This window comes from Mycobacterium sp. ELW1 (assembly GCF_008329905.1).
GTDB lineage: Bacteria > Actinomycetota > Actinomycetes > Mycobacteriales > Mycobacteriaceae > Mycobacterium.
In genome coordinates this window covers 3,124,320-3,147,868 of record NZ_CP032155.1, presented here as the reverse complement: position 1 = coordinate 3,147,868, position 23,549 = coordinate 3,124,320, and the positions used below count along the sequence as shown (strand labels likewise).

The 23,549-nt window shown below is 63.4% G+C and carries 25 protein-coding genes and 2 pseudogenes; 17 read left to right on the top strand and 10 right to left on the bottom strand.

The window, feature by feature from the left end:
• Positions 1-6: 6 nt before the first annotated feature.
• The 14 genes and pseudogenes from D3H54_RS14810 to D3H54_RS32355 all read left to right on the top strand — a co-directional run bounded on the left by D3H54_RS14810 (position 7) and on the right by D3H54_RS32355 (position 11,989).
• Complete coding sequence (locus D3H54_RS14810) at positions 7-813, top strand: sigma-70 family RNA polymerase sigma factor (RefSeq protein WP_149379670.1); 807 nt, start codon at positions 7-9, stop codon at positions 811-813.
• A 10-nt stretch (positions 814-823) separates the two neighbouring features.
• Positions 824-1,435 (top strand): Rv1733c family protein, encoded by a 612-nt coding sequence (locus D3H54_RS14805; protein WP_168214870.1) that lies wholly within the window; start codon positions 824-826, stop codon positions 1,433-1,435.
• A gap of 255 nt (positions 1,436-1,690) precedes the next feature.
• Positions 1,691-3,145, top strand: coding sequence for a catalase (locus tag D3H54_RS14800; protein WP_149379668.1), 1,455 nt, complete (start codon positions 1,691-1,693; stop codon positions 3,143-3,145).
• Positions 3,146-3,513: 368 nt separating this feature from the next.
• On the top strand, positions 3,514-3,822 hold the full coding sequence (locus D3H54_RS14795) for a hypothetical protein (RefSeq protein WP_149379667.1): 309 nt from the start codon (positions 3,514-3,516) through the stop codon (positions 3,820-3,822).
• 152 nt (positions 3,823-3,974) lie between these two features.
• On the top strand, positions 3,975-4,274 hold the full coding sequence (locus D3H54_RS14790; RefSeq protein WP_149379666.1) for a hypothetical protein: 300 nt from the start codon (positions 3,975-3,977) through the stop codon (positions 4,272-4,274).
• A gap of 164 nt (positions 4,275-4,438) precedes the next feature.
• Positions 4,439-4,924, top strand: coding sequence for a pantetheine-phosphate adenylyltransferase (gene coaD, locus D3H54_RS14785; protein ID WP_149379665.1), 486 nt, complete (start codon positions 4,439-4,441; stop codon positions 4,922-4,924).
• A gap of 376 nt (positions 4,925-5,300) precedes the next feature.
• Positions 5,301-6,563 carry an NAD(P)/FAD-dependent oxidoreductase gene (locus D3H54_RS14780; RefSeq protein WP_149379664.1) on the top strand — a complete coding sequence of 421 codons (1,263 nt, stop codon included), beginning with the start codon at positions 5,301-5,303 and terminating at the stop codon, positions 6,561-6,563.
• 156 nt (positions 6,564-6,719) lie between these two features.
• Positions 6,720-7,061: a hypothetical protein gene (locus D3H54_RS14775; protein WP_149379663.1), complete on the top strand. Its 342-nt coding sequence runs from the start codon at positions 6,720-6,722 to the stop codon at positions 7,059-7,061.
• A gap of 383 nt (positions 7,062-7,444) precedes the next feature.
• Entirely contained in the window at positions 7,445-8,707 is a 1,263-nt protein-coding gene (locus tag D3H54_RS14765; RefSeq protein ID WP_149379661.1) for an NAD(P)/FAD-dependent oxidoreductase, read from the top strand.
• 117 nt (positions 8,708-8,824) lie between these two features.
• Positions 8,825-9,280 (top strand): annotated as a pseudogene (locus D3H54_RS14760) (GreA/GreB family elongation factor); the annotation flags it as partial.
• A gap of 325 nt (positions 9,281-9,605) precedes the next feature.
• Positions 9,606-10,085 (top strand): GreA/GreB family elongation factor, encoded by a 480-nt coding sequence (locus D3H54_RS14755; RefSeq protein ID WP_149379660.1) that lies wholly within the window; start codon positions 9,606-9,608, stop codon positions 10,083-10,085.
• Between the two features lie 740 nt (positions 10,086-10,825).
• Entirely contained in the window at positions 10,826-11,401 is a 576-nt protein-coding gene (locus tag D3H54_RS31800; protein WP_353620023.1) for a DUF5994 family protein, read from the top strand.
• A gap of 188 nt (positions 11,402-11,589) precedes the next feature.
• A pseudogene (locus tag D3H54_RS14745) lies at positions 11,590-11,795 on the top strand (hypothetical protein); the annotation flags it as partial.
• The gene (locus D3H54_RS32355) at positions 11,792-11,989 is read left to right on the top strand and encodes a hypothetical protein (RefSeq protein WP_168214732.1); all 198 of its coding nucleotides are present in this window, start codon (positions 11,792-11,794) and stop codon (positions 11,987-11,989) included. The pseudogene D3H54_RS14745 and the gene D3H54_RS32355, both read left to right, overlap by 4 nt.
• 26 nt (positions 11,990-12,015) lie before the next feature.
• On the opposite strand, the gene D3H54_RS14740 is transcribed toward D3H54_RS32355, so the two are convergent.
• The 6 genes from D3H54_RS14740 to D3H54_RS32180 form a co-directional block, all read right to left on the bottom strand.
• The gene (locus tag D3H54_RS14740) at positions 12,016-12,810 is read right to left on the bottom strand and encodes a slipin family protein (RefSeq protein ID WP_149379659.1); all 795 of its coding nucleotides are present in this window, start codon (positions 12,808-12,810) and stop codon (positions 12,016-12,018) included.
• A complete protein-coding gene (locus D3H54_RS14735; RefSeq protein ID WP_149379658.1) occupies positions 12,807-13,451 on the bottom strand; it encodes a hypothetical protein in 645 nt (214 codons plus the stop codon). Before D3H54_RS14735 ends, D3H54_RS14740 begins: the two co-directional genes overlap by 4 nt.
• 2 nt (positions 13,452-13,453) lie before the next feature.
• A complete protein-coding gene (locus D3H54_RS14730) occupies positions 13,454-15,787 on the bottom strand; it encodes a nitric-oxide reductase large subunit (protein ID WP_149379657.1) in 2,334 nt (777 codons plus the stop codon).
• Positions 15,788-16,355: 568 nt separating this feature from the next.
• Positions 16,356-16,631: a GlsB/YeaQ/YmgE family stress response membrane protein gene (locus D3H54_RS14725; protein WP_149379656.1), complete on the bottom strand. Its 276-nt coding sequence runs from the start codon at positions 16,629-16,631 to the stop codon at positions 16,356-16,358.
• A 202-nt stretch (positions 16,632-16,833) separates the two neighbouring features.
• Positions 16,834-17,355 (bottom strand): DUF2254 family protein, encoded by a 522-nt coding sequence (locus D3H54_RS14720; protein WP_149379655.1) that lies wholly within the window; start codon positions 17,353-17,355, stop codon positions 16,834-16,836.
• Positions 17,316-17,591 (bottom strand): DUF2254 family protein, encoded by a 276-nt coding sequence (locus D3H54_RS32180; protein ID WP_168214867.1) that lies wholly within the window; start codon positions 17,589-17,591, stop codon positions 17,316-17,318. The genes D3H54_RS14720 and D3H54_RS32180 overlap by 40 nt, the downstream gene beginning before the upstream one ends.
• A 506-nt stretch (positions 17,592-18,097) precedes the next feature.
• Between D3H54_RS32180 and D3H54_RS14710 the strand changes: the two genes are divergently transcribed.
• On the top strand, positions 18,098-18,748 hold the full coding sequence (locus D3H54_RS14710; RefSeq protein ID WP_149379653.1) for a maleylpyruvate isomerase family mycothiol-dependent enzyme: 651 nt from the start codon (positions 18,098-18,100) through the stop codon (positions 18,746-18,748).
• Between the two features lie 167 nt (positions 18,749-18,915).
• Here D3H54_RS14710 and D3H54_RS14705 read toward each other — a convergent pair whose 3' ends face one another.
• From D3H54_RS14705 to D3H54_RS14695, 3 genes are all read right to left on the bottom strand, one after another.
• Entirely contained in the window at positions 18,916-19,422 is a 507-nt protein-coding gene (locus tag D3H54_RS14705) for a hypothetical protein (RefSeq protein ID WP_149379652.1), read from the bottom strand.
• A 107-nt stretch (positions 19,423-19,529) separates the two neighbouring features.
• Positions 19,530-20,717, bottom strand: coding sequence for an RNA polymerase sigma factor (locus D3H54_RS14700; RefSeq protein ID WP_149383551.1), 1,188 nt, complete (start codon positions 20,715-20,717; stop codon positions 19,530-19,532).
• Positions 20,718-20,779: 62 nt separating this feature from the next.
• Entirely contained in the window at positions 20,780-21,157 is a 378-nt protein-coding gene (locus D3H54_RS14695; RefSeq protein WP_149379651.1) for a YciI family protein, read from the bottom strand.
• Between the two features lie 374 nt (positions 21,158-21,531).
• Between D3H54_RS14695 and D3H54_RS14690 the strand changes: the two genes are divergently transcribed.
• The gene (locus D3H54_RS14690) at positions 21,532-22,284 is read left to right on the top strand and encodes a dienelactone hydrolase family protein (protein ID WP_149379650.1); all 753 of its coding nucleotides are present in this window, start codon (positions 21,532-21,534) and stop codon (positions 22,282-22,284) included.
• Here D3H54_RS14690 and D3H54_RS14685 read toward each other — a convergent pair.
• The gene (locus tag D3H54_RS14685; RefSeq protein WP_149379649.1) at positions 22,265-22,855 is read right to left on the bottom strand and encodes a TetR/AcrR family transcriptional regulator; all 591 of its coding nucleotides are present in this window, start codon (positions 22,853-22,855) and stop codon (positions 22,265-22,267) included. The two genes, D3H54_RS14690 and D3H54_RS14685, sit on opposite strands and share 20 nt — an antisense overlap.
• A 145-nt stretch (positions 22,856-23,000) precedes the next feature.
• On the opposite strand from D3H54_RS14685, the gene D3H54_RS14680 reads away from it, so the two are divergent.
• Positions 23,001-23,489 carry a nuclear transport factor 2 family protein gene (locus D3H54_RS14680; protein WP_149379648.1) on the top strand — a complete coding sequence of 163 codons (489 nt, stop codon included), beginning with the start codon at positions 23,001-23,003 and terminating at the stop codon, positions 23,487-23,489.
• The last annotated feature ends 60 nt before the right edge of the window (positions 23,490-23,549 follow it).

Genomic DNA, 23,549 nt, shown 5'->3' with positions numbered 1-23,549 from the left:
AATATCATGAGGCAAAGCTCAGATGTCGAGGTGGTGATGGTCACCCCGGATCGGGTCGATGCCCCTGTGGAAGCACGAACCGTGAGCTCAGGACTGCCTGAATTAGCTGGTTCCACAAACGAGCCGACGGTCGCATTCGTCCACGAGGTCACGCCGCTGATCGGGCCGCTGTACTGGCAAGCATTGCGGATGACCCGCCAGCATGCCGACGCGGAGGATCTCGTGCAGGACACGCTGCTGAAAGCATGGGCACATGTTGACGTGTTCCAGTGGGGTACGAACCTCAGGGCGTGGCTGTACCGGATATTGACCAAGAACTACATCAACGGCTACCGAAAGAGACAGCGGCGCCCGGCACAGTTCCCGGCTGAGGAGACCACTGACCGGCAGCTGGCAAGACATGCGCAGCAGACGCCAACCGGGCCGCGCTCGGCCGAGGATGGGGCCCTGGCAGGGCTGCCGAACAACGTGATTAAGGCAGCGATGCAGGCGCTGCCTGAGCATTTCAGAATGGCGGTGTATTACGCCGATGTCGAAGGCCTCCGGCGGAGAGAGCTCGCTGAGGTCATGGGCACCCCAGTCGGAACCGTGCTTTCGAGGCTGTCCCGCGGACGACGACAGTTGCGCGGGCTGCTCGCCCCTCATCGGCTCCCGCTCAATACATCGGCGGCACGCCACCGGCTGCCGACATATGCGACCCGACCGCCTCCCATCCCTTCGACGCCGGATACCGAAGCCGACTTGAAGGGAGAGGATTTCGATGAATCCCCACGGTCCCCACGACCACTGTGGGACTGCTCGTTGGGGCACTGACGAAGCCGTGATGGACACCTTTACCGTGCGCTTTCCCCGGTGGCCCCTCGTGTTGCGGCTAGCCGGCCGCGATCCGCTGGTACGTGGTACCGATCGGATCGAGGCTTTAGTCATGGTGCTCGCTGTCGTCGTGTCGCTGTTTGCCCTCCCGATCGCGGGCGCTGTGGGCACCGCAGTGTATGACTCCCGCCGGCAGGCCTACGCCGAGCAGGCCGACACCCGCCGCACCGTGGCCGCGACGGTCACTGATGGCCCGTCCCCGCAACAAAACTCGCGCACCGGCGCTACCACGGTACCGGCCCTATGGACAGCCGACGGCACCGAACACACCGGCGCGGTCAAGGCACCATCGGCCATCAAACCTGGTGACACTGTTGAGATCTGGATCGACCACAACGGAGCGCAAGTGCCCGCACCAACCCCGACCACCCGCGCCGCCGTGGAGGCAGCGACGGGCGCACTGGTGATGTGGATAAGCGTGGTCGCCCTCGCGGCGACCCTTTCCACGCTCGCCCGAGCAGTGTGTAACCGTATCCGGTTCACCGCATGGCAACACGATCTCGACAGCCTGCTCAGCAACGGGAACGGGCATCAGCATCCCGGCCGCAGCGTGGAACGGTGACCCCGCTCATGACAGCCCCACACACCCCCGAAACGGACACATACATCTTGGAGACGACCCCGGCCAGCACCCCATGAATCATTTGGCCACGGTCAGCCAATCGGTAACGGCATGCACGGTACAACAGACCCGTCACTGGCCCCGATCTCGCTGCAGCGCTGGGAATCTGACGGAGGTGCTCTGCAACGAGATGAGTTACCGGACATGCCTGTCCTGCTAGATCCTGAATAGTCAACCCCCACCGAAAGGCACCCCATGACCGCCACACGACCCACACCGCCGACCACGACCGATGCCGGCATCCCGGTCGAAAGTGACGAGCATTCATTGACCATCGGCCCCGACGGACCGATCCTGCTGCACGATCACTACCTGATCGAGCAGATGGCCGCGTTCAACCGCGAACGCGTCCCGGAACGCCAACCACATGCCAAGGGCAGCGGCGCCTTTGGGCGTTTCGAGGTCACCAATGACGTGAGTGCCTTCACCAAAGCGGCGGTGTTTCAGCCCGGCACCACAACCGAGACCGTGATCCGGTTCTCCACCGTGGCCGGTGAGCGCGGCAGCCCAGACACCTGGCGCGACCCACGCGGATGGGCCCTGAAGCTCTACACCACCGAGGGCAACTACGACATCGTCGGCAACAACACCCCGGTGTTCTTCATTCGCGATCCGCTCAAGTTCGGCCATTTCATCCGCTCGCAAAAGCGCCGCGCCGACAGCAACCTACGCGACCACGACATGCAGTGGGACTTCTGGACGCTCTCACCGGAGTCCGCCCATCAGGTCACCTACCTGATGGGTGATCGCGGCATCCCCTCCACCTGGCGGCACATGAATCTCTACGGTTCACACACCTATATGTGGATCAACGCCAGCGGCGAAAAGTTCTGGGTCAAATACCATTTCATCACCGGCCAGGGCGTGGTGAACCTGACCCAAGACCAAGCCGACGAGCTGGTCAAGCTCGACACCGATCACCACACCCGTGACCTGTTCGAGGCGATCGAGCGAGGCGAGCATCCGAGCTGGACGCTGAAGATGCAGATCATGCCGTTCGACGAGGCCAAGACCTACCGGTTCAACCCCTTCGACTTGACCAAGGTGTGGCCGCACGCCGACTATCCGTTGATCGAGGTCGGCACCCTGACCCTGGATCGCAACCCCACCGACCATCACAGCCAGATCGAGCAGGGTGCCTGGGAGCCGTCCAACATGGTGTCCGGCGTCGGGCCCAGCCCGGACAAGATGCTGCTGGGTCGAATGTTCGCCTACGCCGACGCCCACCGCTACCGCATCGGCGCCAACTACAACCAACTGCCCGTCAACGCACCGCACTCGCCTGTGCACAGCTACAGCACCGCCGGGAACATGCGCTACCAGCTGGCGACCGACCCGATGTATGCGCCCAACTCCAAAGGCGGCCCGCTGGCCGACACCGCACGCTACGGCGAGCCCGCGGGTTGGCACACCGACGGTGACATGGTGCGCACCGCCTACACGCGGCGAGCCGAGGACGACGACTGGGGCCAAGCCGGCACCCTGGTTCGCGACGTGATGGACGAGGCCGAGCGGGGCCGCCTGGTGGACAACGTCGTTGGTCATCTTCGCGCCGGCGTCAGCGAGGCGGTGCTGCAACGCGCCTTCGGCTACTGGCGCAACATCGACCGTGAGCTCGGCGATCGGATCGAAAAGGGTGCCCGGCAATGAGCTAGACCTTCGCCGGGGCCGCGCGCAACAATGCCAGCTCGCAAGCGTCGACCGCCGAGCACTGCCGGCAAGTCGGGATCGAGTTACGACGGCCACGCATGCTGGGACATCGCAATTCACGCACTACCGATGCTGACACACCGTGCAGGACAACGCCGTTGAAGCCCTGCGCTGGCGGCATTCATGCCGGGCAAGGTGAAACGACGTGTCCGCGAATCAGGACCACGTCGGAGCTATGTTCTCGTGACGGACATCAAAGGCAACGAATGTTCCAGCTAACGATTTGCCGGGACAGCAGCGGTGTACAGGCCCGACATCGCTTACGCACCGGTCCGATGCGTTGCGGCTACCGGAGATGGGCAACTTGAATATCACTGCGGCGTAACGCTGCTGGTAGCAACTGCGCGCCTAGAATCCAGCTTCGGCCACCACGACGCGTCTGGAAAATTCGCATCCGCGGTGTCACCAGGTCCGATGTATACTTTGCGCGAGTGGACGATAACCCGTGCGTCAACATGATGACGCAGCAGAACCTTCACGACGCCGTCGACTCCTGTGCGCGCCGCTCGGCGATCGCCCGCCCCTTCGGGGCAAATGACGAGGAGACCACGTATTGGCGCGATCGCGCCAATCACATGATGATGCCATTCAACCGCGGGCTCGGAGTGCACGAATAAGCCGAGACCGCTACCCGGCAAGCGCTGTGGGACTTCGCTGCGACTACAGCGAGCACGTATCCACTTCTGTTGCGCGACCCGTACTTCGGCTGTACCGCACGCAGATGTCAAGCAGGCCGACGTCACCCTGGCGATGTAGTCGCCGGTGACGCATTCACAGACGAGAAACGACCCGAAACTTCGACTATTACGACGCTTTGACCGTCGGCGATTCCTCCTTGTCGGCGTGTACGCAGGCAGTACTGGCTGCCGTGGTCGGTCGTCTGGGCCTCGCCTACGCACATCTCGCCGAAGCCGCGTTCAACGACCTACACAATTTGCATCACAACGTGTCCAACGGCTTCACATCGGCGCACTTTGCCGGAATTTCGATCGCCGGTGTGGTCGGCTTCGACGGAATGCGGTACCACGGTGACGAACTGACATTTGTACCTCGACTTCAGTCGAGCTGAACCGCCGGTCGTTCCGAATCCTATGGTGCGATAGCTGTCTAGCGGTCGCCGTGACCGCCCATGACCCACTACTGGCTGGACTCAGACTGCCCCATACCGCTGCGCTGCGGCCCGCCCGTCTCCGCGCCGGACCCGCTGAAGGTTTCCTGCTACCGTCATCGGTCATGAGCGGCGCGTTATGCCCGGGGTCGTTCGATCCGGTGACGCTGGGCCACGTCGACATTTTCGAGCGAGCCGCCGCCCAGTTCGATGACGTTGTCGTCGCTATCCTGGTCAATCCCATCAAAAGGGGCATGTTCGACGTTGATGAGCGGATCGCGATGATCAACGAGTCGACAACGCATCTGTCGAATCTGAGGGTGGAGGCCAGCGAGGGCCTGGTGGTTGACTTCGTTAGGTCACGAGGACTGTCCGCCATCGTGAAGGGTCTGCGCACTGGCACCGATTACGAATACGAGCTGCACATGGCACAGATGAACAAACACATCGCTGGCGTGGACACCGTTTTCGTCGCGGCCGCCCCGCAGTATTCGTTCGTGTCGTCGTCGCTTGTCAAAGAGGTCGCGACCCTCGGCGGCGACGTGTCGAACCTGATTTCCGAATCGGTAAGCCGCCGTCTGTCAGACAAGTTGCGTCGCGCCAACGGCTAGCCCCAACTACGGGATATCCACGCCAGCACGCGAAGTGCGCGCGGCCTGAGCTGGTGGTGACGGCGATTGTGGTGGTCCCGCAATGTCTCCATCTCGATGATCGAAAACCGCTCACCCGAGAGAAGACCGATGCATTGAGCATTCGCGATCCCGCCCAACGCGCCGCGGCCGCTGCGCAACTCGAGTCGCGTGCCCGAGGAGATCGATTCAGTCGACATCCCTGCCACCGCAGAAGTTTAGGCAAGTCACGATCGAGGCGGAGTTGTCGGGTGGCGACAAAATGCCGCTTCGGCATCGTCGGCTTCCGGCAAGCGTTGCCACGCACCTCACGCCACCATTGGAAGTAGATAACAAGGTCAGGAGAGGAGGTGCTGTGATGGTCGGCGTCGAGCGGATCGACGGCGGACCGCGATCGGCGATCGTTGTCGGTGCGGGCATCGTCGGATTGTCGACGGCGTGGTTCTTGCAGGATCGCGGAGTCGAGGTCACGGTGGTGGATCGAACCGGAGTGGCCGCCGGCGCGTCCTCGGGCAACGCCGGATGGATCGCCCCGGGGCTAGCTGTTCCACTGAACTCCCCAGGGGTGCTACGCCGCGGCCTTCGCGCACTGCGCAACCCAACCGCGCCACTACACATCCCGTTGACCGCCGACATCGGAGGCCGAGTCTTCTTATCGCAGTTCCTCGCCCACTCCCAACGCTCATCGTGGAAACGGACCATGAGGGCCAACGTGGCCCTCAACGAGGACTGCATGGAAGCCTTCGACGTGCTCATCTCAAATGGCGTCGACGCCCCGATCACCGAAACACCCATCACCGCGGTGTTTCGCAGCACCGACGACGCGGAGCACATGGCACGGCAGCTCAGCGAATTCGAAAAAGCCGGCCAGCCAATGGATGTCACCGGGTTATCCGGCGAGGCGTTACGCGAGCAAGTGCCCATGGCATCACTGGCGGTCACCGCCGGGCTGAACATCAACGGGCAGCGGTTCATCGACTCGCGGTCATTTGTGGAGGCTCTGGGCCGCTCCGTGCTGGACCGCGGGGCCACGATGCGCAGGCTGGAAATCCGCGACGTGTCTAGCTCGGGCAGCGGTGTCACCGTGTACTCGCGCCACAATGTACTGAGCGCCGACGCCGCGGTGATCGCCACCGGCGCACGGTTATCGCAACTGGCGGGCCGCTGGCTGCGCGTGCCGGTGCAGGCCGGACACGGCTACTCCTTTACCGTACCCGTGGACCGCCCAATACTCACCCCGATCTACCTGCCGGACATCCGGGTGGCGTGCACACCCCACAACAGCGCGATGCAAGTCTCGGGCACCATGGAATTCCATCACCCCCACCGGGCCGTGATACCACAGCGGGTGGAGGCCATCATCGCCTCGGCCGGTCCCTTGCTAGATGGGGTGCGCTGGGACGAGCGCCGCAACGTGTGGGTTGGGGCGCACCCAGTCACCCCCGACGGCCGCGCGCTGATCGGTGAGGTGTCACCAAGCGTTTACGTGGCCGGTGGGCACGGCATGTGGGGACTGACGGACGGTCCGGTCACCGGCCGGCTGCTGGCCGAACAGATCACCACCGGCAAGCAACCCCAAGCCCTGCACGAGTTCGATCCGCTGCGGCGAACCGGCCACTAACTCTGGCGAGACTCATCGGGTGTGAAGCATCATCTTCAGCGCGTCACCCCGGCTGAAGTTGCCCCGCCAATGTCCCTCGTCGTCGACGAGCGGCCGGCGGCGAAGCCCGGTGCTGCGGCGGCGTCTGCATCGGTTCGGTCAGGTCGGTAATCCGTCGTGACCACCGTGGGCGCGGTCATCGCCGCGCCCACGGTCGCGTCGGTGAGCTCGCCCGCGCGCAGCACTTCGCTTACGCTGCTGGTGAGGATGCTGACTGTCGATCGCCGCGGTCAACAACCGGCACGACAGCAAACCCAAATTCGGTACGGGCCCCGACAGCTGCTTCTCCTGCTCACTTACCGCACCTTCGCGATTGGCCGCTACATCCCATCGCATACCCGTATCAAACCCACCTTTTCTGCGATCCAACTCATCGGTTCAATCTGCGGCCTTTACCAACAGCTCAATTGCGGAATTTCTGCCGCATGTTCTTTGAAGCAGCGTGCAAATCCGTTTTAACGTCGGTCCTTGCGCTTTCGCGCAATCGGCGTTGACGCGACGGCCTTAGCGCGCTTGGCAGCCCGGCGCTCCCTGATGGACAGTGCGGGCTTTCGAAGAATTTTGCCCGGAGATTTGTCAGCCATTGTCGCTCCCTTATTCGAAGTGGCAACCACCTGACCCGACCATACGTCAGAAAAAATAAAGTGCCACCTCGCTCCTTATTCATGTGCTCGCACCCAAGCCTGAATCCACCGGCCGTGCGCGCCACCAGCGCTTATCAACCGGCTTTGTCGGATACGCACAACGGGGCATCGGCGGGTTGTCCGAATTCAGCAAACGTTGCGGGTGCGGTCCACGCCACCATGGAGATAACAACCAAAGGTCAACTGTGGAGGCATGTGATGGGCGGCGTCGAGCGCATTGATGGCGGACCGCGATCGGCGATCGTTGTCGGTGCGGGCATCGTCGGATTGTCGACGGCGTGGTTCCTGCAGGAACGCGGAGTCGATGTCACCGTGGTCGATCGCACCGGCGTGGCCGCCGGAGCATCCTGGGGCAACGCCGGCTGGATCTCGCCGGCACTGACCCTTCCGTTGAACTCCCCGGAGGTGTTTCGCTACGGCCTGCGCGCAATGCTCGACCCCGCCGCCCCGCTGCACATCCCGTTAACCGCTGACTCCGCGCTCGGGATCTTCCTGATGCATTTCGCCGCCAACTGCCGCCGATCGTCATGGAAGCGCGCAGTACGGGCAAACGTGCCGCTGAACGAGGAAAGCCTTGAGGCCTTCGACGTACTCGTCGCCAATGGAGTCGCTGCGCCGCTGACCGACGCGCCGATCACGGCGCTGTTCCGCACCACCAAAGCCGCGGAGCGCTTGGTGCGTGAGCTTCGCCACCTCGAAACCGCCGGGCAGACAATGTCTGTCACCGCACTGGCCGGTGAGGCGTTGCGCGAACAAGTGCCGTTGGCATCATCGGCGATCACCACCGCGCTGAACATCAACGGCCAGCGTTTTGTCGACCCGGGCCGCTTCGTGCACGCGCTGGGTCACGCGGTCGTCGACCGGGGGGCAACGATACGCACGCTGGAGGTCAGCGACGTCTCTAGCTCGGGTAGCGGGGTCACTGTGTACTCGCGCGGCAACATATTGACCGCCGACGCCGCGGTGATCGCGACCGGCGCATGGTTGTCTCGGCTGGCCGGCTCCCGCGTGCGCGTACCCGTGCTGGCCGGCCGCGGCTACTCGTTCACGGTGCCGGTGGAACGCCCCATACCCAGCCCTATCTACTTGCCCGACGTGCGGGTGGCCTGCACGCCATACCAGGGCGCCTTGCGTGTGTCGGGCACCATGGAGTTCCGCAACCCGTACGAAGCAGCCATACCAGCGCGGGTGGACGCCATCGTCGCCTCTGCCAGCCCCTTGCTGGACGGGGTGCGCTGGGCCGAACGCGATGACACCTGGGTTGGTCCGCGCCCGATCACGCCCGATGGCCGGCACTTGATCGGTGAGGTGTCGCGAGGGATCTACGTCGCTGGGGGTCACGGCATGTGGGGATTGGCGCACGGCCCGGTGACCGGGCGACTGCTGGCTGAATACATCACCACCGGCAAGCAACCCGAAGCTCTGCGCGAGTTCGACCCGCTGCGCCGACCTGGCCGCTGACCCCTCCAAGACCCCGAACTCCCGGCCCTCAAGGGCCCTCGAGTCGTCAGGGGCGGCGCTCTGCGACGGCCCGCCCCTGACGACATCCCTGCCTCAATGAAAGGAAGCCACCTCAAAATGACTAGCACCGAACCTGTGTGGATGACGCGACAGGCCCACACAAGATTGCAGACCGAACTGGCCGCCCTGCGTGCACGCCCCACCACCGAAGGACCTGAGGACGTGATGGACTACGACGAAAATCTCGTCACGAACTACGCTGCGCGACAAGCGCGCATCCGCCAGATACAAGATTTGCTGACCAATGCGGTGGTCGGCGAGGACCCGCCCGACGACGGCATCGCCGAACCAGGAATGGTCCTAACCGTTCGATACGACGACACCGGTGAGATCGAAACATTCCTGTTAGGCGTGCGTGGCGTCGAAGACGTCGACGTCGACGTGTACTCGATACAGTCACCGCTGGGCAGCGCCATCGTCGGCGCACGCCCCGGCGAACAACGCACCTACTCCATCCCCAGTGGGACCAACCTACCCGTGACGCTCCTCACGGCGGTGCCCTACGGCATGCACGCCCCGAAACCTATTCGGTCACAGTCTGTCTCGCCACAACGCAACGCTCGCCGACGACCTGAGGCCGAGCAAACGGACAGCGCCCGCACAACCAGACGCCCACCGACAACTCGCGTCGTCGCCCGCTCCGCCACCTAATGGGGTTGGGAGCGATCAACCACACGATCTGGTCGCGACCAGGACCATCGGCGTATGCCCGCCGTGCCAACCCAGCAAAGCGAACGCCGCGTCGGAACCCAACACCCGCAGCGGGATGCAACCGAGTCATCAAGTACGACAACACCGCGCGCGATCACCACGCTGGTGAGATGAAAAAGGAATTAACATGCCCACTACCCCACGCGTATGGATCTCAGCGCAAGCTCATGAGCGGCTGAATCAGGAACTAGGTACTCTGCAGTTTCTCTTCTCCGCCGGCATCGCTGATGATACAGATGAAAACGCCGCCGCTGTCCGAAGCGCTTGGGCGACAAGGATTCAGCAGATTCATGAACTGCTGATCCACGCCGTCGTCGGCGAGGACCCACCCAACGACGGGATAGCCGAACCCGGCATGGTCGTCACTATCCGCTACGACGCGACCGGTGACACCGACACATTCCTGTTGGGCGTGCACGGCGCGGAATACGCCGACATGGTGGTCTATTCCATCCAATCCCCTTTGGGCGCCGCGATTGCCGGCGCACGCGCCGGTCAACGCCGCACCTACCGACTGCCCAATGGTCCCGCCCTGGCCGTCACACTACTCGAAGCAGTGCCCTACGGCCTTCACACAGCCGATCCGAACCAGCCCGTCGCGCGCTGAGATCTCAAAGCGTCCAAAAGATCACGCGCACAGGCAGTTAAGAGGAAGTCACGTGTCTCCTACAACCCCCATTCTCGTCGCCCCGAACGACCAACTCAATAAGGCCCACCACCGAAGCCGCGACCTCAAATCAGACGAACCTAAGCTATTCGCCCAAATCAGACTGGTCCGCGCCGCCACCTTCCGATCGCACTCACAGAGATCTCCCACGCGCTCCACCGTCGAACTCACCTCGACTCCGGTGCAGGCCTCGTCGCCTGACCAGGGCCGTGGTGACAGATTCGGCATCGGCGATCAACTGGGTAAGCTCGCGACCCAGCGAGCCCGTCCCCCCGTGGCGCACCCACAGGAAAACGACAACCGTGCTGCGCCAGTCTCCACGGCCCCCATAAGCACGAAGCGAACGAAAACGCTGCGATCCCATGTTGTTTGACGACGTCGACCCGGTTGGGATCATATTTATCATCGTTGCCCTGGTGTGGCTCGTCGCTTCCGTCCTACGGGCGCGATGACCACTGACGACGACCAACATCCGTCGCGCCTCACGAATAGCCCGCGAAGAACTGCCTACGCCGTTAGGCCCTCGGTGATGTCAACCCAGCCAGTTGACATCACCAACCAAACCGGCGGGACGCCTCTTGGGTCATCGCATTGTCCGTGCCGCTGAAGCCGAAAGACCACGCAGAACGCCAAGAAGCTCCAGTAACGCCGTCCCACAACGACTACAGGAAGGCAACACAATGACAACAACGATGGAAAGTATGGCAACTAGAGCTGCACAAACGCGCCGACCGGCCATCGAAACCCCACGACTGCAGTTGAAACCCGCACACCAAACCTGCGGATTTGTGCAAGGAGCATGGTGGCCACGATCAACGCAGCTAGCAGCCGAACTTCCACCTCTGCTCGCGGCACTGTCGTCGCGGTTCGGCGCGATTGAACGCGTGCAATACAACGAATGTGATTGGTCCCCAACATCCCAACACGTCCAGCCTCCCGGTAGGGCCGTATTGATGGACTCCAGCAACGACACCCCCAACGTCATCTCAGTGTTCGGGCTTCAGTTCGGGAAGTTGACCCTGCTCGTGGTGCCCCCATACACCGAAGCCACACACGCCTACACCGTGGTCACGACTGCTTCCAGCGCCCTCGATTCATCGACCCCCGACCAACTACTCGGAATCGACGACGACAGCGCAGTGGAGCGCCCGCTGACCCCAATTGCCCTGCATCGATGGGAATCAGACGGAGGATCCCTTTGTCCGACAACCCGACCACAGCTTGGTGGGCCAGCCGTGAAATCCGCTGCGCACTGACAATCTCGGCGTGGTGTCTGTCTACGTCAATGCCAGCGCCGGGGCGGACAGACGCTTGCAGGCTCTTGTCATTGTCGGTCGGTTGATGGTCATCCTGCGCTTGTGTCCGCTGTGGTGACGTGGCCAAGTGGTTGAGAATGAAGACAATTGGGCGAATCTCCGATCCCGCTCAGTCGCAAGCGCTCCGGTGGGCGCTCGCAGCGGGCGCGCCGATTTCGGCGGCAACCTCCCCGCCATCGGAGCCAGTGCCAACGTCGTCATGCTCGGCATTGCTGCCCGCGAAGGCCACCCCATGAGTTTCTGGGAATTCACTCGTAAGGGTGCCATCGTCACCGCCTTGGCCATCGCAATCGCCGCGCCCTATCTGTGGCTGCGGTACTTCGTGTTGGCTTGACCTACGATCGTGCCAGCGGACACGGTCTTGTCCACGGCTCGAAGCAACGGGTGCACATCAGCGGGACTCATTCGGTGGGAATACGCCACTTCGCCCGGCTGAATCCGAACCTCACCAACGAAACGATGCTCACCTTCAACGCGAAGGTCGACAACAATGGCGACGACCCTGCCCTGTGGCACGCGACTGATTGATTAAACAAGGCCTGGTGTCGTAAAGCTCATTCCTCGTCGTTCATCGAGTTAACAATGCCCCGAAGCGCTCCCGGGTTCTTGAGAAAGGGCGTGATGATGTCTACCGGCAGCGGGAAGACCACCGTCGAATTCTGATCCGCGCCAAGCTCCAATAGTGTCTGCAGATAGCGCAGCTGCAGCGATGCCGGGTTCTTCGACAACGTCGCGGCCGCCTGGCTCAACTCCTCGGACGCTTGAAGCTCACCGCGTGCGTTGATCACCTTTGCGCGACGCTCACGTTCGGCCTCGGCCTCGCGGGCCATTGCCCGTTGCATCGACTCCGGGATCTCCACGTCCTTGATCTCGACTACCCGAACTTCGATGCCCCAGGGTTCCGTCTGCTTGTCGATGATCGTCCGCAGATCCGCGTTGAGGTCGTCCCGGTGCGCCAGCAAGGTGTCCAGATCGGCACGGCCCAGCAGCGAGCGCAGCGTTGTCTGCGCGATCTGCGAGGTGGCGACTGCATAGTTCTCCACAGCCATAATCGCCTTCATCGGATCTGTCACCTGGAACATGACTACGGCGTTCACCCGCGCGGGCACGTTGTCCTTTGTGATGACCTCTTGCGGCGGAATCGTCAGCGTCACCACCCGTTGATCGACTCTGATCATCTTGTCCGACAGAGGAAACAGGAACACCAGGCCCGGCTGATACAGCGGGCGCAGATGGCCCATTCGGAACACCACGCCCCGTTCGTACTCGCGCAGCACCGACAGTGACAAATACGCCAGGACGGCGAGCACGATGACCGCACCGAGGACGGCAAAGACGATCGTCGTCACTGTGCTGGGTCCTCTTTGGGGGCGGCTTTTTTTGCTCTGTCATCGCTACCCCAGCGGGTGGAGTACCGGTCGATAGCGGCAGCGACCGCGTCCTCGTGCAACGACCGATGCGGAAGATGAGCCGGTGCATTGGACGGGGTGGTCCACAGATGGCGCGCCAGCGGCACCGTCGCGGCGATCACCACCAGCGCCGTACCCAGAAGCACCAGCACATCCGCTGGCGAATGCCGGCCGATGAGCATGCCGAGCAGCAACACCAGAGCAAGACCGGCCACCACGCAGGCAATACCCCGATGAAACAACCCCGCCTCGGAGAACGGCCACGGGTCGACCTCGCGGCTGATCTCGCGGCCATGGTGCGAGGTGGTGCAACTCGACTTGACCGGGCAGCTGTTGCACACGATCGGCTGCGCTCGGTAGCGCATCACACGATTCTTAGGGTCGAACGACGTCGGCCACAACCACTGGTCCTCCGGACACACCCAGGCGTCGTGATCGGCGCGGTAGACGAACTGCCCCGTGCGCCAGCGCGCAGCCCGCGCCGAGGATTTGCGCGCCATCAGATCAAATCCCCACGCAATGGCTACGAGCGCCAGGGAGTAGGCGGCCACCAGCCACACCGCAGTCGCCGGCGCGGCCACGTTCACTCCTTGGCCGACGCGGCTGAGCCGACGCCGATCTCGGTGTAGAGCGGGTTCTCGGGCAGTTCCTGAATGCTGCCGCTGCCGCGGAAGTACCGAACCGCCAGCCAGGCGATCCAGAGGAACGGCAGGACGCCGCCCACGATGAACACCAGGTCGCCGGGCAGCCGCAGCCACTCCAGCAACGAATTGCCGGGGCGGGTGATGTAACCCAGTGTGCGTGCCTCGTAGTATCCGTCGCTCACCGAGTGGTACAGCTGCAGGATCCCCAACGGGAGCAGGGTCGCGAACACCATCCACGCCAATCCGATGTTGAGGCACCAGAATGACAGCCGGGCAGCCTTTTCCGGCCACTTCTCGGCCGGGATGACGTAACGGAACGCGAACATCGCCAGTCCGACGGCAAGCATCCCGTAAACACCCATCATCGACGCATGCGCATGGTTTGCCGTGAGCGCCGTGCCGATCTCGTAGTAGGACACGATCGGCAGGTTGATCAGGAAGCCGAAGACGCCAGCACCGAGGAAGTTCCAGAATCCGACCGCAACCAGGAACATCACCGCCCACCGGTGCGGGAACGGTTTCGCGTCAGCCGACTGCTGCCGAGAACCGAGTTGCAGGAAGGCCCAGGCCTCGACGGTCAAGAAGGTCAGCGGGATGACTTCGGCCGCCGAGAAGAACGCCCCCATCGCCATGTGCTCGACCGGGGTTCCGGAGAAGTACAGGTGGTGCATCGTTCCGATTACGCCACCTGCGGAGTACAGGATGATGTCGAGGAAGATGATGCCCAGAGCGATGCGTTCACGCACCACGCCGAGCAGCACGAAGATGTAGGCGACCATCACGGTGGTGAACAGTTCGAGGAAGTCCTCGACCCACAGGTGCACCACCCAGAACCGCCAGAATTCCGCGACGGATAAGTGGGTGTCGCTGGCGGCGAGCACCCCGACTGCATAGAACATCGGGATCGCCAGTCCCGAGAAAAAGAAAAGCCAGGGCATGTTCGACTTCGACTCGCCTCTGAGCCGCGCCCGCATGCCGCGCCAGATGATCGCGATCCACAGGAACATTCCGACGATCAGCAGAACCTGCCAAATCCGAGGCAGGTCCAGGTACTCCCACTGCTGAGAAAACACTGAACCTTCCGGCACCACCCCATAGATGGACAGTGCCTCGGTGATCAGCGAGCCGAAAACCACCAGTGCGACCGCACCGAGCAAACCGTAGGCCAGCCAATGTTGGCGATGCGGCTCACGCCGGGCGATGAAGGGGGTGAGGAAGATTCCGCCGGCCAGAAACGCCGCCGCGGTCCAGAACAACGACAATTGCACGTGCCAGGTTCGAGCCAGGTTGTACGGGAGGATGCGGGCCAGGTCGAGGCCGAAGAAGGTGGACAGGTCTGCCCGATAGTGTTCGGCTGCGGCGCCGACCAGAGCCTGGGCCAGGAACAGCACCGCCACGATCGCAAAGAACCACACGGTGGCCCGCTGCGCGGGGGTGAGCGTCACCTCGCCGGGCTGCCGAAACGACAGCGTCGACGTCTCAGTGCCGTGCCAGCCGATCTTCTGACTCCACCGGCCGTAGACCGCGAACATGATGCCGGTGCCGCCAAGTAGCACGATCAGCGACAGGGCCGACCAGACCACCATCGGCGCGGTCGGCCCGTTGTCGACTCGAGCCTCGGCGGGCCAGTTGTTGGTGTAGCTGTAGCTGTGCCCGGGACGTTCGGCGGCCGCAGCCCACGCTGTCCACGCATAGAACGCGGTGAGATCGCGGATCTGGGCCTTATCGGTGATGAGACCCGGCAGCAGCCCGTACTTGGTGGAGTTCTCGCCGAAATAGGCCGCGTAGTGGCGCTGGATGTTTTCGAACGCGGCGGCTTGGTGATCGGTGAACACCAGAGTGCCGGTGGATTTGTCGTAGCGGTTGGTCCGGAACTCCTTGATGACCTGCTCTTTGGGATCGGGAACCCCTTCGGCCCGAAATTGAGCGGTGACGTCGTCAGTGGCCATCCGCAGGTAGTCAGCGGTGTAGTCGGGACCGAGATAGGCGCCATGGCCGAGGACCGAGCCGTACTCCTGGAGTCCCCTCGCCTGGAAGAGCTCCTGCCCGTGAGTGATCTGCTCGCCGGTGAACAACACGTCACCGGACTGCGTGACGACCTTGTCCGGCAGCGGCATTGACGCCGTGTAGGTGCGGTAGGCCAGGATGCCCATCACGAAGAAGCCGAAGATCATCACTAGGGCGACGCCCTGGAGCCAGCCCCTTCCGATCAGTCCCTGCCGTGATGCGTCCACGTTTGACGGTGAAATCGATTGCGCCCGTTTGTTTGCCATGCCTAGAACTCCTCACCACGATGTTCTGACCGATGCTCAAAACGGCGAGCGTGCCTCAATCTTGTCCGAACCTGCATGTCATATCACGTTCCGCAGGGATAAGATGCCCGTTTGCCTATCCCCGTGGAAACGCCTGAGCGAATTGCCGGCTCCTGAGCGCCAACTCATCGCGCAAAGGGCGGGTGTGGCGACCAGCTGACCGCGGCGCACTGCGATGGTCAGCGCCGATACGAGGTGCTGTCCACTCTACTCGGCCGGGGTGGCCCCGCGAACCGGCCATGGCAACCCTACCAGAGTCAAAAGCTAGTTCCTGCAAGGCAAATCGACTCGTGCGTCCCAGTCGTCGTCGAACTGGCCGCGATTCGGCCCAGAGTAGGAAGTCGGAACATGATGTGGCGCATGGGTGGCGCCATACGACAGTAGACGAACAATGAGGCCGTGGTGGTCGCCGCATTTGCTGCCACGGAGATCGACGTCACCGTGCGGCGGTGGGTCGAGGCACTGGTTTCACATAACCGGTATTCGACCGTATGAGCGCTATCGGTCGAAGTTGCAAATCAGGGCGCGCCTACCGGGTGGTGTGGCGGCGTCCGGTGATGCCGAGGTAGCCAGCGATCAGGACGATCGCGACGATGATCCCGACGAGGAAGGGAATGATCTCAAAACCGCCGTTTGCGTTGGAATAGCCGAGTTTGTAGGTCACCCAGGTCCCGAGGAACGAGCCGACGACTCCGAGGAGCACCGTCATGATCACGCCGATGTTCTGCTTGCCGGGCATGATCAGCCGCGCCAATGCGCCGACGACCAGGCCGACCAGGATGGCACCGAGAATGGTTCCGATCATTTCTGCTGCTCCTTCATAGGTGGTGCGGTGGAACCGGGTATACCCGCTTCTGCGCAGTTCGCCTCACGCGCAATGATTTCGCCCTCGGGTCGCGTTTCAGAGGTCACGCAAGGGTGGTCGCGGCAGCTGCGGTGGACGAGTTCAGGGCGAGGTCGACTCGCCGCCCCGTCTCGCCCAGATGAAAGATCGCGGTGTCGTCGAATCAGACTTGTGACAGTCGCCCGCAACCGGTGAAGCTGCGCCCGCAAGAGCGCTGTGTCATCCACGAGTCTTCGAGTAGCCGGAACAGTCGCATCATCACTTGGGGATCAGATGACCCGTACCGGCGGGGCTGGGTGATCGAGAGATCAAGCAAATCGCCAAGGTTGGGTCGGTGCAGCACTACCCGCACCCGGTCATCGTCGTCGCGCAACAGCACCGGGCCGAGCTCACGGGAGGCCAGTTGGCACAGGAGAGCGGAGATGTGGCCGAGCGCATGGATTGCCGTGGTCGGGTCGTTGATACCGGGCGAGAGTGCCTTATTTGCAACGTCGGTGAGCTGCCGAAGACCGTAGCCGACGTCTTGCGCGGCGGTGCGCTCATACCCGATCCGGATGGCATGGTTGACGGCAGTTTGGAGCCGATCGACGGCCCCAGCGTCAAGCTGGCTATGTTCCGACCACGTCGCCCCGACCGCCACGCCCTCTATGAAGGAGCTGCCCGATGAGAATCGATGACCAGGCATGCCTCGGCTCTGGTTGCAGCAGAGAATAATTCGGACTCATCGATGCTGGCAAGGAAGCCCGACGACGGCGCGGTCAGAGCGACGGCACCGTGAGGCGGGGTGGGGATCGCCGGGCGGAGATGGGTCTCTTCGCGTTGGCTGGTTACGATCCGGACCGTCGCGCTGGCGTCCTGGTGGACATCGCGCAACATGGTTGCGACACCAATTCGGCGAGCCAGATGAGCCAGGAACAACACCGCCCGAGCACGCTGACCAGCCCAAGAAGGAAGGGGATCGTCGCCGAGATCCTGGGCACGAGAGCAACCCCGTCGTCGCCGCCGTCGACAAGTAGTCGAAAACCGACAAGTTCAGCTATGAGTCGCCTTGCTTCTTGGTACGGATCAACGTAAGGCAGCGGCACGGGGCGCGAACCGTCCAACTCCCGTGTTTGCGCTGGTGAGATATGGGCACGAATCTCCGCTACCGAACCGAGTGGGCGTCAGAAGCCTCGGTGCATCGGGAGACCCAGGTGTGGGAATTAGACAAGCTCAGCGCGGGCCGATACCTGGCCTCCCGGGTCGGCCACGGGCCACCTGGGGCGACGGGGTGCTCCTGGCTACAGAGGAGGCGGGGGCAGGCATCGATTGGTCGCTAATACGGCAAACAACTTCACGGAGGCCGGACGACACTGGCGTCATCATCATTTTGCGACCGGCGGTCACGATGTGACCAATCGGCGTCGGCGTGAGGAAGAGTTGATCTCGTGGACGGTCTCGAGATGGCCACCGCCGAGCGGACAGACCTGGTCGGTCTGCTGGCGACGCTGACGCCCGAGCAGTGGGAGGCGCAGTCACTGTGTGCACGCTGGCGGGTGCGGGACGTGGTCGCTCATGTCATCGGCTTCGACGGCGTCAGCCTGCTCAGCTTGCTTGGTCGTGTCGTCCGCGGTCGGATCGTTGACGCCAATCAGGTATGGGTCAACGAACTCGCATCCCTGAGCACCGACGAGCTCCTCGAGCGGGTGCAGGCTCGGCTGCGGCCGCAGGGGCTGGCGACGTCCTTCGGCGGCCGGCTCGCGCTGCTCGACGTCACTGTCCATCATCAAGACATTCGCCGCCCGCTCGATCTGCCGCGCCAGATCCCGGCCGAACGGCTGCGTTGTGTGCTGGGCGACAGTCTGCGCACCCCTGAGCTGCCGGGTTGGCACCTCGCCCGCGGCGTACGCCTGACAACGACTGACCTGGACTGGAGTCACGGCAAGGGGCCAGAACTGACCGGACCGGCGGAAGCCGTGCTGATGGCGGTCACTGGTAGGCACAGTGTCATCGGGGAGCTGACGGGCCCAGGGCAACAGGTAGTGGCCCGGCGGCTCGGCCGCCGACAACGGCGGATGGACGGCGCTCGTCCGCGATAGCCCCCTGGACCGGTGTGGGGTGACCATCTCCAGTACTCCATCTGCGGTGATGACGCCTTCAGATTCAAGCGCAATAGCTTGGTGCACAGTGGCTCGCCGGTTATTTGGCTGAGCGACACTGCAACAACAACCAGTGTCGTCGTCGATGATCTTCTCGGCGACCTCCGTCATGTCAGGATGTCAAGCAGCCCATGGCCTTCCGGCGCGCGCCCCGGCGCCCTGTTCTGCTCGCAGGTGAGCCTTATGGCGTTGGGACCGACGGGCTCGGGGATGTTGATCACCGACGCGACGATGCCCCCGGGCTTTCGGGTGACTCTGGTATTCATCACCACGCACTTGGGGTAGCCGAAGGCTTCGGCGGGCTGCTCGGTATCGGAGTCGAAACGTTCAGAAGCCAGGTTCGGGATCGTGTCGGCCCGAGCGGTCAGCGTCGCACCCCAACCGGTATCGTTGTGGCGCAAGCCCTTTGAATCGGTCCGCTCACCGTGACACCGTCGGCGGTCTCCCTGATCTCGTGAACCGCGGCGCCGACAGCCTGATATCCAATCCCATGACAGCCGGTCGATATCCGTCGAGTAGCCATCCCGAAATGCGTACAGCTTTCTGCCGAGGATGTTGTAGAGGATGAAAAGCAGCTCGAGGTTGGCGATGACATCGCCGGAAACACCGACCACGCCACGGGACCGTGGAGTTGATCAGCCCCGGGGACCACAACTCACGAGGACACTGTCGCCATTACGGAAATGACAACTTGATTGAGACAATCGGGACCGCAATCGTCTCAGTGACTTGGCATTTCTGCAGGTGGCGGGTGACAGCAATATTGAGACCGGACACGTGTGGCCAGATGTTTCACCACGGCGGGATCAGTCGTCAGCGCGACCGCGCGACTGTATGCGGCAGTCGCTTCCGCCGCGTGACCGGCTGTCGTCATGAGGTGTCCGCGGACCACCCAGGCCGGCTGAAAATTCTCGGCGTCGAGCCGATCCAGACTCGTCAGACCCGCCAGCGGGCCGTCGATCTCGCCGTCGAGCGCCGCCAGCGCCACTCGCGCACCCAGCGACGGCGCAACCGCGACCAGTGCCCGATACAGCTTTCGCACCACCTCGGGATTCACCGCCCGTCCGAATGCGCGGCTGCAATGGGCGGATTGAATGGCCGCCTCGTACTGAAACCGACCGGGCTGACCGCATCGATGAGCCCGCGCCAGCAGATCCTCTCCGCGGTCGAGCAGCGAACGGTCCCACGCCGACGGATCCTGCTCGTCGAGTGGCACGAAGACTCCGTCGGCGTCCGTACGAGCCGGACGTCGAGCCTCCGCGAGGCACGCCAGCGCCGCGAGCCCCAGCACTTCGGGTTCGTCGGGCACCAACTCAGCCAGCGTCAGTGCGAGATGAAGTGCTTCCGCCGACAGGGATTCGACCGGTCCGCCGCCGAGCTCTGTGTGCCGGTCGATCGCGTACGCCCCGTACACGGCCTCCATGACCGCCGACAGCCGGGGCGCCAGGTCATCGCGCCCGGGTATCGCGAAGGGTATGCCGGTGTCGCGGATGCGCCGCTTCGCCCGCACCAGACGTTGTGCCATCGCGGCGGGTTCGACAGCGAAAGCAGTGGCGATGGCTGCCGAGTCGATCCCCAGCACGGTCTGAAGCATCAGTGGCGTCCGCACCGCTGGAGCGATGGCCGGATGGGCGCACACCAGCATCAGCTCCAGCCGACGGTCGGGAATCTCGGCGGCGTCGATCTCCTCGGCAACCCGGTCGGTGTCCCCCAGCGGCGAAGTCAATCGGTACCCCGACGACTTCCACAGGTCTCGTAGGCGGTTGCGCGCCACGGTGAGGATCCACGCCTCCGGATTGGTGGGTACGCCATCGACGTCCCAGCGGATGAGGGCCCGCTCGAGGGCGTCGGCCAACGCATCCTCGGCCGCCACCAGGTCGCGACCGGGAGCGACGAGAACGGCGAGCAGCCGTCCGTAGGAATCGCGGGTGATCGACGCGGCCGCCTCCACCGCCCGCGACTGGCGGCCGCTCAGGGCTGGTACCACCCGCGGCCGGGGGCGTACGTCCGCGCCACGGGCCGGATCTCGATCGATCCCCAACCGTTCGCAGGATTCCGCCGGGCCCACGCCAGCGCCTCGTCCAGGTCCGACACCTCGATCACGAAGATGCCGCCGAGCTTCTCCTTGGTGTCGGCGAAGGGGCCGTCCTGGATCTCCGGCGCCCCTCCCCGCGCTGTCACGGTCGTGGTGTTGGCCACCACGTCCAGGACCTCGGTGGCGATCAGGACCCCGGCGTCGGATAGGTCGTCGGCGTAGGCGGCGAAGGCTGCCATGGCCGGAGCCATATCCGCCTCGGTCAAGCCGACCGAGGATCCCTCTTCGTAGTGCATCAACAGGCAGTAGCGCATGGATTCGTCCTCACGTCGGGTGTGTCGTCATAGTCATGACGATTCAGGTGCCGTCGATTCGACATTCGCCGAACTGTCGCCACTTGTCACCGCCGCGCCCGCCCAGGGCTGCGACGCACTCGGCTATCGCTCCCACGTCCACCACCAACAACTACCACCTCGAATGCCTACGGGGAACATGAGCGAGGCCGCTGCCGCCGGTGACGATCTGGCCAGCAGTCAGCACCTCTCCCCTCTCGCATTCCACCCAATTCACTGCTGCGTCAGATAGGACGTGATCAAACTGTTTCGCCACCAACGGTTTATGACGCACAGTCGGTTCGCTGAACGTGAACGCGTTCCCCACGGGCTATGGAGTTGCCTAGTGTGAGCACATGGTCGTCACGCGCGAAGTCACCTACGACGCCGACGGGCTGACGATGGTCGCCCACCTGTCGCTGCCCGACGGCCAGGGTCCGTGGCCGGCGGTGCTCATCGGACACGACGGAATCGGACTCGAGGGCTATCAACGCGGCCGCGCCGACGACCTCGCCAAGCGCGGCTACGTCGCTCTTGCAATGGATTACCATGCCGGCCGAACGTATTTCGGCGAGCCGGATGCGATGCTGGATCGGGTCATGCCCCTGATGGCCGATCCCACCCGGATGCGCGCCATTGGGAGCGCTGCGCTCGACATCCTGCTCGCGGTACCCGGCGCGGACCGCGAGCGGCTCGCGGCGCTCGGCTACGGTGCGGGCGGCCGAATCGTCCTCGAACTCGCCAGCGCTGGAGTGCCTTTCACGGCCCTCGCCGCCATCCATCCGGGCCTGCCGCCCGCCCGCACCGACGATTGGGTGAATGCGCACGGAGCCTACTTGTTGTGCACAGGCTCCGACGACCCACTGTGCACCCCCGACCAACTGTTGACGTTCACCAGCGCGCTCCAGGACGCCGGAATCGACTGGCGCGTCAACATTTACGGCGGGGCCAAGCACGCTTTCTGGGCCGCCCCGACACAACCTGACGGCTCATTGACCGGTGGCACAACCCACGCCATGGCCACCGTGCCCGGCGTGGAGCATCACCCCCTGCATGCGGCCCGGGCATGGCGGGCGGTGCTGGATCTGTTCAGCGAGACACTGCTGTAACAGCTGACGCGATCGTCGCCAGTGCTTTCACCGCCGACGTGGCGTTGTGCTGATACTGCGCCTCCACGACGGCACCATCAACAGCCACACCCAGCGCTTGTGCGGTCCGGGTTCGGTTCGCGCCCGGCGGAAGGGTCGCCTTGATCGCCGCGACCATGTCTGCCTTGTGCCGAGTCGTGATGGCGTGAACCTCGGGCAGTTCGGCGCCGATCTCGCTAACACTGTTCAGGAAGGCGCACCCACGGAAGGAGTCCGCCGTCAGCCACTCCTCGACCGCAGCTACCACCGGGGACCGGCGACGATTGGCGGCGTGGCGATCGAGCGCATCGACAAACCAGTCCATCCAACGCTGATGTCGCAGTTCCAAGTACGCCAAGATCAGTGCGTCTTTGCTTGGAAAGTGACGATAGAACGTCACCTTGGTGACCCCGGCTTCCGCTATCACCTTGTCGATACCGGTAGCCCGAATTCCCTCGCGGTAGAACAGTCGGTACGCGGTGGCGAGTATCCGCTCCCGGGCCGGGAGGGCCGGCACATCGATCTGCGGATCCAGAGTCTCGGCGATGCTCACGCCACCAGTGTAGACAGAGCTGTCCACAGATGCACCCGGTTGGTGTAGACAAACCTGTCTACGTGGGTTACTGTTGCGTACATGTAGACAGGGTTGTCTACATAGGCATCCCCACTCGATCAACCTTCGAAAGTGACAGACGACCATGACCATGACCTCTGCAATCACGTCCAAGCCTCCAGTCCCACCGTTCACCGATGAATCGGCTGCACAGAAGGTCCGGCTGGCTGAAAACGGCTGGAATACCTGCGATCCGCAGGTCGTCTCGCAGGCATATTCGGTCGACAGCGTCTGGCGTAACCGCTCCGTGTTCGTGACAGGCCGTGCACAGATCGTCGAATTCTTGAGCGGTAAGTGGGACCGCGAACACGAATACCGACTCATCAAAGAGCTGTGGGCGCACAGCAACGACCGCATCGCGGTCCGCTTCGCCTACGAGTACCACGACGATTCGGGTCAATGGTTCCGCGCCTACGGCAACGAGAACTGGCTATTCAATGAGCACGGCTTGATGACACATCGCCACGCCAGCATCAACGATGTGCAGATCGATGAAGGCGAGCGAAAGTTCTTCTGGGACCGGAACGCGCCACGACCGGCAGATCATCCGAGCCTGTCTGACCTCGGTCTCTGATACCTCGATCTTCTGTCCTGCATGGATGTCTCCACCGGCATCCGTGAGCCTCGAACCCGC

Coding starts and splice junctions, on each gene's coding strand:
- D3H54_RS14810 (WP_149379670.1), top strand. CDS start 7: ATGAGGCAAAGCTCAGATGTCGAGGTGGTGATGGTCACCCCGGATCGG.
- D3H54_RS14805 (WP_168214870.1), top strand. CDS start 824: ATGGACACCTTTACCGTGCGCTTTCCCCGGTGGCCCCTCGTGTTGCGG.
- D3H54_RS14800 (WP_149379668.1), top strand. CDS start 1,691: ATGACCGCCACACGACCCACACCGCCGACCACGACCGATGCCGGCATC.
- coaD (WP_149379665.1), top strand. CDS start 4,439: ATGAGCGGCGCGTTATGCCCGGGGTCGTTCGATCCGGTGACGCTGGGC.
- D3H54_RS14780 (WP_149379664.1), top strand. CDS start 5,301: ATGGTCGGCGTCGAGCGGATCGACGGCGGACCGCGATCGGCGATCGTT.
- D3H54_RS14765 (WP_149379661.1), top strand. CDS start 7,445: ATGGGCGGCGTCGAGCGCATTGATGGCGGACCGCGATCGGCGATCGTT.
- D3H54_RS14755 (WP_149379660.1), top strand. CDS start 9,606: ATGCCCACTACCCCACGCGTATGGATCTCAGCGCAAGCTCATGAGCGG.
- D3H54_RS31800 (WP_353620023.1), top strand. CDS start 10,826: ATGACAACAACGATGGAAAGTATGGCAACTAGAGCTGCACAAACGCGC.
- D3H54_RS14730 (WP_149379657.1), bottom strand. CDS start 15,787: ATGGCAAACAAACGGGCGCAATCGATTTCACCGTCAAACGTGGACGCA.
- D3H54_RS14725 (WP_149379656.1), bottom strand. CDS start 16,631: ATGATCGGAACCATTCTCGGTGCCATCCTGGTCGGCCTGGTCGTCGGC.
- D3H54_RS14720 (WP_149379655.1), bottom strand. CDS start 17,355: ATGCCTGGTCATCGATTCTCATCGGGCAGCTCCTTCATAGAGGGCGTG.
- D3H54_RS14695 (WP_149379651.1), bottom strand. CDS start 21,157: ATGCGCTACTGCCTGTTGATGCACTACGAAGAGGGATCCTCGGTCGGC.
- D3H54_RS14690 (WP_149379650.1), top strand. CDS start 21,532: ATGGTCGTCACGCGCGAAGTCACCTACGACGCCGACGGGCTGACGATG.
- D3H54_RS14680 (WP_149379648.1), top strand. CDS start 23,001: ATGACCATGACCTCTGCAATCACGTCCAAGCCTCCAGTCCCACCGTTC.